We start from the raw sequence: 11925 nt of genomic DNA on the forward strand, positions 1-11925 counted from the left end.
CGGGGTGCCGTAGAAATTCCTCCGCCCGACGGCGAACCGCCGCCGGGCGAGGGGCGGTAGGAGGGGGCTGCGTGACAGTGCCGGACGAGATGCCGGAGCACATACCCGACGAGGTGTGGGAACGGTTCGAGCGCGACAGCCTGCGCGACATCCGTACGTCCGCGCCGAAGGAGCCGTCCGCGCGGGCGCGCATGGTGGCCGAACGGCTGCGGCGCCTTGACGAGGAGGCGGCGCGCCAACAGGCGGCGGACTCACGGGCGTTGGGCCGTCGACGCAGAAAGCGCAAGGCCGCGCAGGGGGAGGGTGCCGCCGGGGCATGGCGGCCCGACGAGTGGCGGTCCGCGCCCACGGGGCCGCGCCGCAGCGCCCGTTCGGAGCGCAGCCGCAGGGTGTGGAGCGTGGTGATCGTGGTGGGCGGCATGGCGCTGGCCATCGTGTTCCTGAGCCCGTTCCGCTTCTGGATGTGGGGCTAGCTCGTACGAGGGCCGTGCCCATCGAGGCGGAACCAGGCGCGATGATCTTCCGTCGTACGAGGGGTGCGGGTGACTCCGCATGGTGCGACAGGAAGAAAGAACGGGGACCGGGAACGTGAAGTCAGCTGTGTCACGCGGCGTGGTGGCCGTTTCGGTGGTGGCGGCACTCGGCCTGACGGCGGCGTGCAGCGGAAGCGGCGACGGCAAGGGCGATGGCGGTTCCGGCGGCAAGAAGCCGTCGAAGTCCGCGGGTGCCGCCGGGACCTCGGCCGCCGAGAAGCTGGAGAAGTCCGCTCTCGCCACGGGTGACGTCAAGAAGTACAAGGTGGAGAAGGCGTCCGATGCGTCTGGGTCGTCCGCGGACAAGACCGCGCCGCCCTCGGCTGCCGTGCGTCCCGGCGAGTGCCGTTCGCTGTCGGACATGCTCAGGGCCACCGCACCCGAGGGCGCGAAGGCGCAGGTCGTTCGGACGCTGAGCAGCACCGACGTCGACGACGCCACGACGACCGACGTCGAACTCCTCGCGTACGACAAGGCCGGCGCCGAGAAGACGATGGACACCCTGCGGTCCGCGTCGAAGTCGAAGAAGTGCGCCACCTTCGGGGTCGGCGGTCACCGGTACTTCGGCGTGCGGCCGCAGCCGGCTTCGGTCGGCGGCGACGAGTCCGTCTCGTTCAAGCTCGCGAGCCGCGCGGGTGAGTTCCTGGCCCGGGACAAGGTCACCGTCGTACGCAGCGGCTCGACGCTGATGTCCTTCCACGCGTCGAACATCTTCGACCAGGAGGCCGTGAAGTCCGCCAGGCAGGGCGACCCCGAGGTTGCCGATGCGATCGTCGACGCGCAGCTGGCGAAGGTGGAGAAGTAGCCCCCACCGCTGGCTGAGGCGCGGTCGGCGCAGAGCGAAGGGCCCCGCGGGACGGATCCGCGGGGCCCTTGGCTGTCAGCACCGACGTCAGGGCAGCGTCGGTGCCGCGGAGCGGCGCCGGGGGGAGTGCGCCGCGAGTCTGCGGGGCGCCGGTGGCCGACCCGGCGCACGAGGGGCGCTCACGTGGTATCGACCATTGGCAATGGAATTGTGGAGTGCCGCGTCTGCGGCCCGTACCTCTACGCATCGTGCTGGATCTGCCGTTGCCTGCGCAACCGTTTCGACCAGATCTAGACGAACAGGGACAGCTCGGGGTTCTCGACGGGACGGCCGGGTCGGCTGGGGGCTGCGGGACGGTTGGGGACGGCTTGGGAGACGTATTGGGGGACGTATTGGGGGACGCTTCGAGGACGCTTTGGGGGACGGAGGCCGGCCGGCTTCGGGCGTCCCCGAAGCCGACCGTTCTCTTGGGTGACCGGGCTGCTGTCCCCTGCCGTCCGGTCACGTCTCTGGAGCGAGGTCCCACGGCGTACACGGTGTGTGCGCCTCATCGCTCCAGCGGAGCCACGCGTGGTTTTCCCGTGCCCGCCCCTGGCTGGCACGGACATCGGGACCAACGAAGCCCCTCCGGAACCGGTCACGCGCCGTACGGGTGAGAGCGGACCCGAACTCAGGTCCGGTGGCACAAGGTTCCGGAGGCCCCGGGCGGCAGGCGGCGCGGCGGTCCGGGGCGCGGTTCAGACGCGGCCGCGGCACAGCTCGAGGAGCGTCATCGCGAGCGACGTGCCGGGCTTGCCGAGCGCGTCCCTGTAGTGGCCGAGGACCTCCATCTCGCGGGAGAGATTCACGCGGCGGCCGCCCGAGGTGATCCGGGCCTCCTGGATGACGGAGGACACGGCCATCCGTTCCTGGACGAGGCCGATGATGCGGTCGTCGAGCGCGTCGATCCGCTCGCGGGCGTTCTCGATCACATCGGCTGCCTCGGGGGTGCGGGCGCCCGTCTTCTCGGTCGTGGCGGCGGTCGTGGCGGTGGTGGTGGCGGTGCTCATCTGGGGCTCCTCGTCGGATGGGGAGGCGGCCCCGGAGCGACAAGGTCCGGAATGACAGAGCGCCCCGGGCCTTGTCGGCCCGGGGCGCCTGGGAAGTCGCTTGTCAGTGGATCAAGCAGCTCGACCATGGCAGCCGGCGGGCCGGTTGCCATAGGTAAAGAGGAAGCTGAGGTGCTTGGTCACGAGGTCAGTATGCCCCCAGGCGCGCGTGCCCGGTCAACACGGGTTGCGTCGCGGCTCGGATGCTGAGACGCCCCCCCCGGCGCCGGCCCGTGAGGACGGGCTCCCGTCGGATGCGACGAAGGGAGTACTCACGCGCCCGTTAGAATCGACAAAACAGACCCCTTGCCACACGCACTGAGCCCCAGCTCACGCTCAACGCCGGAAGGCCGCCGCCGTGCCATCAGCGTCCCCCGCTGCCGCCGCTCCCGACACCGTTCTGGTCGTCGACTTCGGAGCGCAGTACGCCCAGCTCATCGCCCGACGTGTCCGTGAGGCCCGGGTCTACAGCGAGATCGTGCCGAGCACGATGCCGGTCTCCGAGATGCTCGCGAAGAACCCCGCCGCGATCATCCTCTCCGGCGGCCCCTCGTCGGTGTACGCGGACGAGGCACCGCGCCTGGACCGCGCGATCTTCGAGGCCGGAGTCCCCGTCTTCGGCATGTGCTACGGCTTCCAGCTGATGGCGACCACCCTCGGCGGCACCGTCGACAACACGGGCGCCCGCGAGTACGGCCGTACGCCGCTTGCCGTCTCCAAGCCCGGCTCGACGCTCTTCGAGGGCACCCCGGCCGAGCAGTCCGTGTGGATGTCGCACGGCGACGCGTGCAGCGCGGCGCCCGAGGGCTTCTCCGTCACCGCGTCCACGGACGTCGTGCCGGTCGCGGCCTTCGAGAACGACGAGAAGAAGCTGTACGGCGTGCAGTACCACCCCGAGGTCATGCACTCCACGCACGGCCAGCAGGTGCTCGAGCACTTCCTCTACCGCGGCGCCGGCCTGAAGCCCGACTGGACCACCGGCAACATCGTCGAGGAGCAGGTCGCCGCGATCCGCGAGCAGGTCGGCACCAAGCGCGCGATCTGCGGCCTCTCCGGGGGCGTCGACTCCGCCGTGGCCGCCGCGCTGGTGCAGAAGGCCATCGGCTCGCAGCTGACCTGCGTGTATGTCGACCACGGTCTGATGCGCAAGGGCGAGACCGAGCAGGTCGAGAAGGACTTCGTCGCGGCGACGGGCGTGCAGCTCAAGGTCGTCGACGCGCAGGAGCGGTTCCTGAACGCGCTCGCCGGTGTCTCCGACCCGGAGCAGAAGCGGAAGATCATCGGCCGCGAGTTCATCCGCGTCTTCGAGCAGGCGCAGGCGGAGATCGTGGCCGAGGCGCCGGGCGACCAGCCCGTCGAGTTCCTCGTCCAGGGCACGCTCTACCCCGACGTCGTCGAGTCCGGCGGCGGCACCGGCACCGCCAACATCAAGTCCCACCACAACGTGGGCGGCCTCCCCGAGGACCTCGAGTTCCAGCTGATCGAGCCGCTGCGCCAGCTCTTCAAGGACGAGGTGCGGATGGTCGGGCAGGAGCTCGGTCTGCCGGACGAGATCGTCCAGCGCCAGCCCTTCCCGGGCCCCGGCCTCGGCATCCGTATCGTCGGCGAGGTCACGAAGGACCGTCTCGACCTCCTGCGCGACGCCGACGCGATCGCCCGCGAGGAGCTGACCGCCGCCGGTCTCGACCGTGACATCTGGCAGTGCCCCGTCGTGCTGCTCGCGGATGTGCGCAGCGTGGGCGTGCAGGGCGACGGCCGGACGTACGGCCACCCGATCGTGCTGCGGCCCGTCTCCTCCGAGGACGCCATGACCGCCGACTGGTCGCGCCTTCCGTACGAGGTCCTCGCGAAGATCTCGACGCGCATCACGAACGAGGTCGCCGACGTCAACCGCGTCGTCCTCGACGTGACGAGCAAGCCGCCGGGCACCATCGAGTGGGAGTAGTCCCGCGGGTCCTGCCGCGGAGCTTCCCGCAGGGCTGAAACGGCGCCGTCCACTTCTGTGGGCGGCGCCGTTCCCGTACGTCAGGTCCGCCTGGTCGTCCGCGCGGGCGCACCCGGCTTCCACAGCTGCACCGCCAGGTACTTCTCGTCCTCGATGTACGTACGGACCACTTCCGTCAGCTCCGTGCGGAAGAGGTGGAACGGCTCCGGCGGTCCGACCTCCCCGGCATAGCGCGCGACGGTCTCGGGGTCCTCCACCTCGATGGCCCGCCCGGCGATCCGGATGTCGCCGCCCGCCATCTCCGTGCCCGGTCCCGGATTGGCCTGGAGCGCGAAGCGCGGGTCGCGGCGCAGGTCGAGCGCCTTCATCGAGTTCGGCATCATGCCGAGCCACAACTCGCCGTACAGGAAACGGACTTCGAGCCCCGTGGTGCGCGGCGATCCGTCCTTGCGGAGCGTGGCGATGACGTGGTGGGTGAAGAGGCCGAAGCGCTCCTCGGCGGTCCGTGCGAAGTCGGGTTCTGCCGCGGCGAAGGCTGCCCAGTTCGATGTCATACGGCTTGATGTCATACGGCTCGATGTCATACGGCGAGTGTGGCGCCGATACCCGACATCCTCTGTCCGGCTTCGCATCCCGATTGCGCACTCTCTTCACAGGGACCCCCTGTCTTCCTGCGCTGACCGGCGGTAACTTCCGCTCCGTACAGCGAGGGATGGAGGAACCATGCAGGCGCCCACACCGATACCCGTCGAACGGCTGCAGTTCGCGATGCCGCCCGTCCATGACTCGATGGCGGACGAACGGCGGTACCGCAAGGAGCGGCTCGCCGGGGCGCTGCGGCTCTTCGGCCGGCTCGGATACGAGGACGGGGTTTCCGGGCACATCACGGCGCGCGACCCGGAGTACGACGACTGTTTCTGGGTGAACCCCTTCGGGATGCCCTTCAAGCACATCACCGTGGGCGATCTGGTCCTCGCCAATGCGGAGGGGCAGGTCGTCGAGGGCCGCCACCACGTCAACCAGGCGGCGTTCACCGTCCACGCGCAGGCGCATCTGGCGCGGCCCGACGTCGTCGCCGTCGCCCACTGCCACTCGCTGCACGGCCGCGCGCTCTCCACGCTCGGCGAACTCCTCGACCCCATCACCCAGGAGTCCTGCGCCTTCTACGAGAGCCACGCGCTGTACGACGGCTACACCGGTGTCGTCGTCGACGCGGAGGAAGGGCGGCGCATCGCGACCGCGCTCGGCGACCACAAGGCCGTCATCCTGCGCAACCACGGACTTCTCACGGTCGGCGACTCCGTGGACGCCGCCGCCTGGTGGTTCCTCACCCTGGAACGCTCCTGCCAGGTCCAGCTGAGCGCACGGGCCGCGGGCCGCCCGGTCCTGATCGGCCACAAGCAGGCCGTGGCGACGCGCGAACAACTCGGCAGCGATCTGGTGGCGTGGATCAACTACCAGCCCCTGTGGCAGGACATCAGCCGCAGCGAACCGGATCTGCTGACCTGAGCCGCTGCTCCCCTCCGTCAACCCCGGCGCGCCGGCCTCACCCGCGCTGACCTGACCCGAGGGACCCGATCGACTTCCCGTACGGCACAATCCCCTTTCATCGCAAGGAAGTTCACGGATCGGTGCTTCACGGATCGGTGCTCGGACGAGGGCGGGGAAGGCGGCGTACGCGGTGGCGGTGCAGGAGGCTCGGCAGGGCGCGCACGGGGGTGGCTGCGCGTGCGGTGACTGCCCGCACGGTGCGCGCGAGGGACACCGGCGGGCCGTGGCCGAGTTCCTCGCCAAGCGCGACGAGCTGGCCGCCGGGGAAGGGCTTCCCGCGGCGGTCGCGCACTCCGCTGGCGCTTCCCGGCAGTGGGTGTCGGACGAACTGACCCAGTCCGCGCGCGCCGTCGCCGAACGCGGCCGCGCCGAGGGCGAGGCCTGGCTCGGCCTGCTCCGGCAGCGCACCCTCGGTGTCGTCTGGGGAACCGTGGGCGTGCTGCTCCTGGTCCAGGCGCTCACCGCGATCGGCACCGGCTGGACGCTCGCCCGCACGGCCGGGCTCCTGTCGGCCGTGATCGTCGGCGGCCTGCTGACCGGCGCCGGACATCTGCACCGGGCGCGCGGCGGCGTCCTCGCGCCGGTGATCGGCGAGGACAACCGCCTCTCCACCTCCCGTGCCGTGGCGGCCTGCTGGACCCTCCTCGTCGTCTTCGCCGTGCTCGTCCTCGCCGGGCAGCTGGCCGGCGCTTCCGGGCACCGGCAGCGGGACGAGCTGATCGCCGGTCTCGAAATCGCCCGCGCCGCCGGAGCCGTGACCGTCCTCGCCGTGGTGTGCGGGGTCGCCGTGCTCGTCCGCCGTGTGGTGGGCCTGCGGGTCCTCGGCCAGCGGCTGCAGAAGGTCCCGGCCCACCGGCCCCGAGCCGCCGATCTGCTCACCGACGACGCGGGCCGCGGCAGCTTCGCGGATACGCAGTACGTCCTGGTCAGCGCCGTCGCGATCGTCTTCGCCGCGGTACGGCTCGCGCGCCGCCCCGAACAGCTGCCCGACCTGCCGTGGGGCCTCGCGCTCCTCGTCCTGGTGTCGGCGGCGACATACCTGGCGGGCAAGTACGCCGAGGGCGGCCGCCCCGTGATCCTCTCCGTGGTGCGGGCCCGCGAGGCCGGCGACCTCGACGCCCCCATCCGCACCGGCGACGACATCGAGATCCGCGGCGCCGGATTCGTGCCCCCGGGCGCGCAGAGCGCCGACCGTCTCGCCCGTATGGTCGTCCGCATCGGAACGGTCCACGTCCATGTGCCGCTCGTCCCCGTGCCCGGCGGATTCACCAACCCGACCGACGCGGCGCTGACCGTCCCCGTCCCGGTCGACGTGGAGCCGGGCCGCGTCGACGTCCAGGTGATCACCGCGGCGGGGGTGGAGACGAACCGGTGCACGATCGACGTCACGGACTGAGCCACGGCCCGCACCACGGCCCGCACCACATCCCCCACCACGGACCGAGTCATCGACCGATGAGCCCGGCACGGCAACGGATCTGTTCTCGCGAATTCGGTGTACGCCACTGAGCAGAGCCCCCTCTTCGTACGTATCGTCTGATGACGGGTCAATGGGCGAGACGGTCAACGGGAGAGGCGGCGAGAGCGATGGCTCACGGCATGCGTACCGACAGCCACACCAGCCACGTCAGAAGCACCGGCTGGAGGGAGAGCGCTTCCCGCTATGCCCTGCTCCCGCTCCGCGTCTTCCTCGGCGTCACCTTCATCTACGCAGGCCTGGACAAGATCACCGACAGCGCGTTCATGTCCGCAAGCGGCGCCGGGTCCATCGGCGAGATGATGGAGGGCGTCCGCGACATCTCCGCCATCCCGGCCCTCGTCGACCTCTCCCTCAAGAGCCCCGTCGGCTTCGGCTACGCCATCGCCCTCGGTGAACTCGCCGTCGGCATCGGCACCCTGGTCGGCCTCTTCGCCCGGATCGCGGCGCTCGGCGGTGCGCTGATCTCGCTCAGCCTCTGGCTGACCGTGAGCTGGTCCACCGAGCCTTACTACTACGGCAACGACCTGGCGTACCTGATGGCCTGGCTGCCCCTGATCCTCGCCGGGGCGTCCATCTTCTCGGCCGACGCGATGCTCGCGACCCGGCGCAGGCGCGCCTCGGGGCTCGTCTAGCCCCGGGGCTCACCCAGGCGCTCGGCCGGATACCTGGCCGGACGCCCGGCCGTACGTCGCCTGGACGTCCGTCAGCCGTCCGTGGAGTCGTCGGGTGACCGGTCCGCCGGGCGGCCGGGTATGTGGTCCGCCGGGAGGTCGGTCGAAGGGTCGGCTGAGCGGTCGGTCGAATGCCGCGTCGAGTGACGCGTCGAGCGGTGGCCGGGGCAGCCGCGTATGCCGTAGGCCACGGCTGCCGCCGCGCCGCCGAGCAGCAGGCCCGCCAGCAACAGGGGGAACGCCACGAACCACGGCGTGTCCCAGAGGCCGCCCGCGTCACCCGCGTAGGCGATCGCCGCTATCAGCAGGAACAGGCCCAGGACCAGCTTGCCGGGATGGAACTCATGACGTAGCACGGGTCACCTCCGCCTGTCCGATGCCCACTTCGACGTTCAGCTCAAGTGTGCCGCCGTCCTTGCTGCCCGCGGGCGGGTCCAACGTCACCGTCTTCTCCTTGCCCGGAGCGATGTCCACATCTCCGTCGCGGTCGTCCGGCAACTGGATGTCGCCGACCCCGACTTCGACGTTCAGCTTCACCGTGCTGTCCTTCGGCACGATCACCTTCAGCTGTCCGGCCCCCACCTCGGCACTCGTCGTCACCGTCTGATCCTTGCCGGGGCCGGCCCGGCTCAGGTCGAGGGTGCCGATGCCCGTACCCAGTTCGTAGTTGGGCCGGACCTGCTCCGACGTGGCCGGTTTCCAGTCCGTGCGCGCCCAGGTGGTGCTGATGTCCTTGGGCAGCGCGGCCGCGCCCGCGAGCAGCGTCGCCGTGATCACCGCGAGGATGATCGAGCCCACCCCCGTACGCCCGGCGAAGGCACTGACGGCGATGCCGACCGCGAAGACGGCGAGCGCGCAGGCGAGGCCGGTCTGCAGGCTGGTGCCGAGTGCCTGCTCCTCCCACGTCAGGCCCGTGCCGAGGCCGCCGGCGAGCAGTGCCGTCAGGAAGACCGAGCCGCCGATCCAGCGCGGCCCGCGCGGCTTGGGCGGAGGGGCGGGAGCCGCAGGCTCGCCCTCCCGTGTCCGACCGTGTGGCGGATCCGGCTGGTACTCGACCGTGACGCCCTCCGGCCCCCAGAAATAGCCCGAGATCCCGTCGTGGGTGCCGTCCTTGACGATCGGGTCCCGCCACCACGAGGGCGCCCCGGCCACCGGCGGTGCCTTCGCCTCGGGAGGTGCGTCCGCGACGGCCTGCGCCGCCACCGGGTCGGGGTCGGTCAGGCCGCGCTGCTGCGACCAGTACCCCGCGCCCGCGAGGAGCAGGGCGAGGACGGCGGCGAAGGTCAGCGCCCCGCCGTTGTTCAGCAGGGACAGGAAGACTCCGCAGCCGACGAGCGCGAAGAGCACGGCTGTCAGGGCCTGGCCGTCGACCCGGCCGGAGAGCAGCCTGCGCGCCTCGTTCTCCTCCTCGTCGTCGAAGGGGACGAACAGCCACGCGAAGCCGTAGAAGACAAGGCCGAGCCCGCTGGTGACCGAGAGGACCGCGAGACCGATCCGGAAGATCACCGGATCCATGTCGCAGTGCCGCCCGAGCCCCGCGCACACGCCGCCCAGCTTCTTCTGCCGGCGGTCACGGCGGAAATTCCGCACGCCCGCGGGCCCGCCCGGCTCCTGTGCCGTGGCGGACAGCGGATCGCGCTGCGCGGCCTGCGGGCCCGTCCCGGCGGGCTGCTCGTCTGTCATGTGTCCATGGTGACGGGCGGGAGGCCGCGACGGCAGTCGGAACAACCCTGGCCGAACCCTGATATCACCCCTGACGCACCCCTGCCCCGACCTGCCGCCACCGTTCGTCCGGGGCGGAGATCAGGGGAGTCTCGGGGGTCGACCCTGATGCCCGCGCCCGCGTACGCGTGTGAATATCGGAGACATGCCGGAAGCCGCAGCAGTATCCATCGAAGACGAGCGGCCGCTGCGAAAGCTCTACCGCAGCGGTGACGGTCGTTGGCTCGGCGGAGTCGCGCGCGGCCTCGCAGGGCACCTCGGGCTGCCCGTCGTCTGGGTGCGGCTGATCTTCGTCGGCCTGTTCATGGCGGACGGCCTCGGCGCGCTGTTGTACGCGGCGTTCTGGTTCTTCGTGCCGCTGGGCGTCGGCGGTGTCGATGCCCAGCGCGCGCCCTCCGCCGTCACCGCCGAGACGACGGCCGACGGCCGCCGCAAGCTGGTGGCCCGCAAGCCGGACAAGGGGCAGCTCGTCGCGCTGCTCGCGATGGTCGTCGTCGCCATGGTCTTCGTCGGCAATGTGGACCTGGGCAGTTCCACCAAGGCCTATCTCGTCCCGACCCTGCTCGTCGCCGCCGGTGTCGCCCTCGTCTGGCGCCAGGCCGACAACGCGCGCCGGGCCCGCTGGATGGCGGTCGGCCGCCGTCGGCGCACGCTCACCATCGCCCGTGCGGCGGCCGGGGTGCTGCTCGTCGGTGCCGGTGTCTCCGGCATCGTCGTGCTGCAGGGCTCGACCTCGCACCTCAGCTCCGTGCTGCAGGCGGCGCTCGCCGTGCTCGTCGGCGTCGCCCTGCTCGCCGGCCCCTATCTCGTACGCATGATGCAGGACCTCTCCGAGGAGCGCCTGATGCGGATCCGCGCCCAGGAGCGGGCGGAGGTCGCCGCGCATGTGCACGACTCGGTGCTGCACACCCTGACGCTGATCCAGCGCAACGCGGAGAACGCCTCAGAGGTGCGCAGGCTGGCCCGCGCCCAGGAGCGTGACCTGCGTCAATGGCTCTACAAACCGGAGGGCACGGGCAAGGACGAGGACGACGAGCCCGACACCCTCGCCGAGGCGGTCCGGCGCAACGCGGCGGAGGTAGAGGACAAGCACGGTGTCCCCATCGAGGTCGTCATAGTCGGCGACTGCCCGCTCGACGACCGGCTGTCCGCGCAGATGCAGGCCGCGCGGGAAGCGATGGTGAACGCCGCCAAGTACGGTGGCGAGGGCGGTGCGGTGCAGGTCTTCGCCGAAGTTGAGGGGGAGACCGTGTTCGTGTCCGTCCGGGACCGTGGCCCCGGGTTCGATCTGGATTCCGTGCCGGACGACCGCATGGGCGTACGAGAATCGATCATCGGCCGTATGCAGCGCAACGGCGGCACGGCGCGGCTGCGCGCGGTGCCGGGGGGCGGCACGGAAGTCGAGCTGGAGATGGAGAGGACGGCGACGACATGAGCGACGCGAGTGAGCCCGTGGGGCCCAGGGGCGGATCAGAGGGTGCGCCCGACCCGTCCGCGGCCGGACCGGACACGTCGGTGGTGCCGGACACGTCGGCCGTGCCGACTGAATCGGCTCGGCCCGCCGATGCGGCCGGTGCTGCCGTCGGCGGTGATCAGGAGGGCCGCCGGGTGCGTGTCGTCCTCGTCGACGACCACCGGATGTTCCGTACGGGCGTGCAGGCGGAGATCGGCAGGACCGCGATCACGGGCGTCGAGGTCGTGGGTGAGGCCGCCGATGTGGATCAGGCGGTCACGGTCATCACGGCGACGCGTCCGGAGGTCGTGCTCCTCGACGTGCACCTTCCGGGCGGCGGCGGGGTCGAAGTCCTTCGCCGTTGCGCGCCGTTGATGTCCGACGCCGAGAACCCGGTGCGGTTCCTCGCGCTCTCCGTGTCGGACGCCGCCGAGGACGTCATCGGAGTCATCCGGGGCGGCGCCCGCGGCTATGTCACCAAGACCATCACCGGCACCGATCTGGTCGACTCCGTCTTCCGGGTGCAGGACGGCGACGCGGTGTTCTCGCCGCGGCTCGCCGGGTTCGTCCTCGACGCCTTCGCGGGGGGCGCGCCCCCGCCCCGGGCCGGGGAGAGGGTCCCCCCCCCCCCCCCGCGCGGCGGGCTGGGGGGGGCGCTCGCGCCCGGGGTCGCGGGA

Annotated in this window: 11 protein-coding genes and 1 pseudogene; 8 read left to right on the plus strand and 4 right to left on the minus strand. The window is 71.3% G+C overall.

Annotated features, from left to right (window positions below; all coding sequences use genetic code 11):
* Positions 1-71 precede the first annotated feature (71 nt).
* Entirely contained in the window at positions 72-473 is a 402-nt protein-coding gene (locus ACFWY6_RS04115) for a hypothetical protein (protein WP_384686142.1), read from the plus strand.
* Between the two features lie 115 nt (positions 474-588).
* Positions 589-1338: a hypothetical protein gene (locus ACFWY6_RS04120; protein ID WP_384686144.1), complete on the plus strand. Its 750-nt coding sequence runs from the start codon at positions 589-591 to the stop codon at positions 1336-1338.
* A 737-nt stretch (positions 1339-2075) separates the two neighbouring features.
* Here the strand turns inward: ACFWY6_RS04120 and ACFWY6_RS04125 are convergent.
* Positions 2076-2387 (minus strand): chorismate mutase, encoded by a 312-nt coding sequence (locus ACFWY6_RS04125; protein ID WP_384686146.1) that lies wholly within the window; start codon positions 2385-2387, stop codon positions 2076-2078.
* A 397-nt stretch (positions 2388-2784) separates the two neighbouring features.
* On the opposite strand from ACFWY6_RS04125, the gene guaA reads away from it, so the two are divergent.
* On the plus strand, positions 2785-4371 hold the full coding sequence (gene guaA, locus ACFWY6_RS04130) for a glutamine-hydrolyzing GMP synthase (RefSeq protein ID WP_361812542.1): 1587 nt from the start codon (positions 2785-2787) through the stop codon (positions 4369-4371).
* Between the two features lie 80 nt (positions 4372-4451).
* Here the strand turns inward: guaA and ACFWY6_RS04135 are convergent, their stop codons facing one another.
* Positions 4452-4925 carry a pyridoxamine 5'-phosphate oxidase family protein gene (locus tag ACFWY6_RS04135; protein WP_384686148.1) on the minus strand — a complete coding sequence of 158 codons (474 nt, stop codon included), beginning with the start codon at positions 4923-4925 and terminating at the stop codon, positions 4452-4454.
* Positions 4926-5094: 169 nt separating this feature from the next.
* On the opposite strand from ACFWY6_RS04135, the gene ACFWY6_RS04140 reads away from it, so the two are divergent.
* The 3 genes from ACFWY6_RS04140 to ACFWY6_RS04150 all read left to right on the plus strand — a co-directional run bounded on the left by ACFWY6_RS04140 (position 5095) and on the right by ACFWY6_RS04150 (position 8034).
* Positions 5095-5880: a class II aldolase/adducin family protein gene (locus tag ACFWY6_RS04140; protein ID WP_361812544.1), complete on the plus strand. Its 786-nt coding sequence runs from the start codon at positions 5095-5097 to the stop codon at positions 5878-5880.
* A 172-nt stretch (positions 5881-6052) separates the two neighbouring features.
* Positions 6053-7318 (plus strand): hypothetical protein, encoded by a 1266-nt coding sequence (locus ACFWY6_RS04145; protein WP_384686151.1) that lies wholly within the window; start codon positions 6053-6055, stop codon positions 7316-7318.
* Positions 7319-7509: 191 nt separating this feature from the next.
* Positions 7510-8034, plus strand: coding sequence for a DoxX family protein (locus ACFWY6_RS04150; RefSeq protein ID WP_384686153.1), 525 nt, complete (start codon positions 7510-7512; stop codon positions 8032-8034).
* 71 nt (positions 8035-8105) lie between these two features.
* On the opposite strand, the gene ACFWY6_RS04155 is transcribed toward ACFWY6_RS04150, so the two are convergent.
* Both ACFWY6_RS04155 and ACFWY6_RS04160 read right to left on the minus strand, forming a co-directional pair.
* Entirely contained in the window at positions 8106-8429 is a 324-nt protein-coding gene (locus tag ACFWY6_RS04155; protein WP_384686155.1) for a hypothetical protein, read from the minus strand.
* Positions 8416-9756, minus strand: a complete 1341-nt coding sequence (locus tag ACFWY6_RS04160) for a PspC domain-containing protein (RefSeq protein WP_384686157.1) — start codon at positions 9754-9756, stop codon at positions 8416-8418. Before ACFWY6_RS04160 ends, ACFWY6_RS04155 begins: the two co-directional genes overlap by 14 nt.
* Before the next feature lie 184 nt (positions 9757-9940).
* Here ACFWY6_RS04160 and ACFWY6_RS04165 point away from each other — a divergent pair, with 184 nt between their 5' ends.
* Positions 9941-11230 (plus strand): PspC domain-containing protein, encoded by a 1290-nt coding sequence (locus tag ACFWY6_RS04165; protein ID WP_384686159.1) that lies wholly within the window; start codon positions 9941-9943, stop codon positions 11228-11230.
* Between the two features lie 83 nt (positions 11231-11313).
* Positions 11314-11839 (plus strand): annotated as a pseudogene (locus ACFWY6_RS04170) (response regulator transcription factor); the annotation flags it as partial.
* Positions 11840-11925 lie beyond the last annotated feature (86 nt).

Origin of the sequence: Streptomyces sp. NPDC059037 (genome assembly GCF_042740015.1) — a bacterium.
Taxonomy (GTDB): Bacteria; Actinomycetota; Actinomycetes; order Streptomycetales; family Streptomycetaceae; genus Streptomyces.

Bases quoted from the DNA above. Each gene is read 5' to 3' on its own strand.
- ACFWY6_RS04125 (WP_384686146.1), bottom strand. From the start codon at position 2,387: ATGAGCACCGCCACCACCACCGCCACGACCGCCGCCACGACCGAGAAG.
- ACFWY6_RS04135 (WP_384686148.1), bottom strand. From the start codon at position 4,925: ATGACATCGAACTGGGCAGCCTTCGCCGCGGCAGAACCCGACTTCGCA.
- ACFWY6_RS04140 (WP_361812544.1), top strand. From the start codon at position 5,095: ATGCAGGCGCCCACACCGATACCCGTCGAACGGCTGCAGTTCGCGATG.
- ACFWY6_RS04150 (WP_384686153.1), top strand. From the start codon at position 7,510: ATGGCTCACGGCATGCGTACCGACAGCCACACCAGCCACGTCAGAAGC.
- ACFWY6_RS04160 (WP_384686157.1), bottom strand. From the start codon at position 9,756: ATGACAGACGAGCAGCCCGCCGGGACGGGCCCGCAGGCCGCGCAGCGC.
- ACFWY6_RS04165 (WP_384686159.1), top strand. From the start codon at position 9,941: ATGCCGGAAGCCGCAGCAGTATCCATCGAAGACGAGCGGCCGCTGCGA.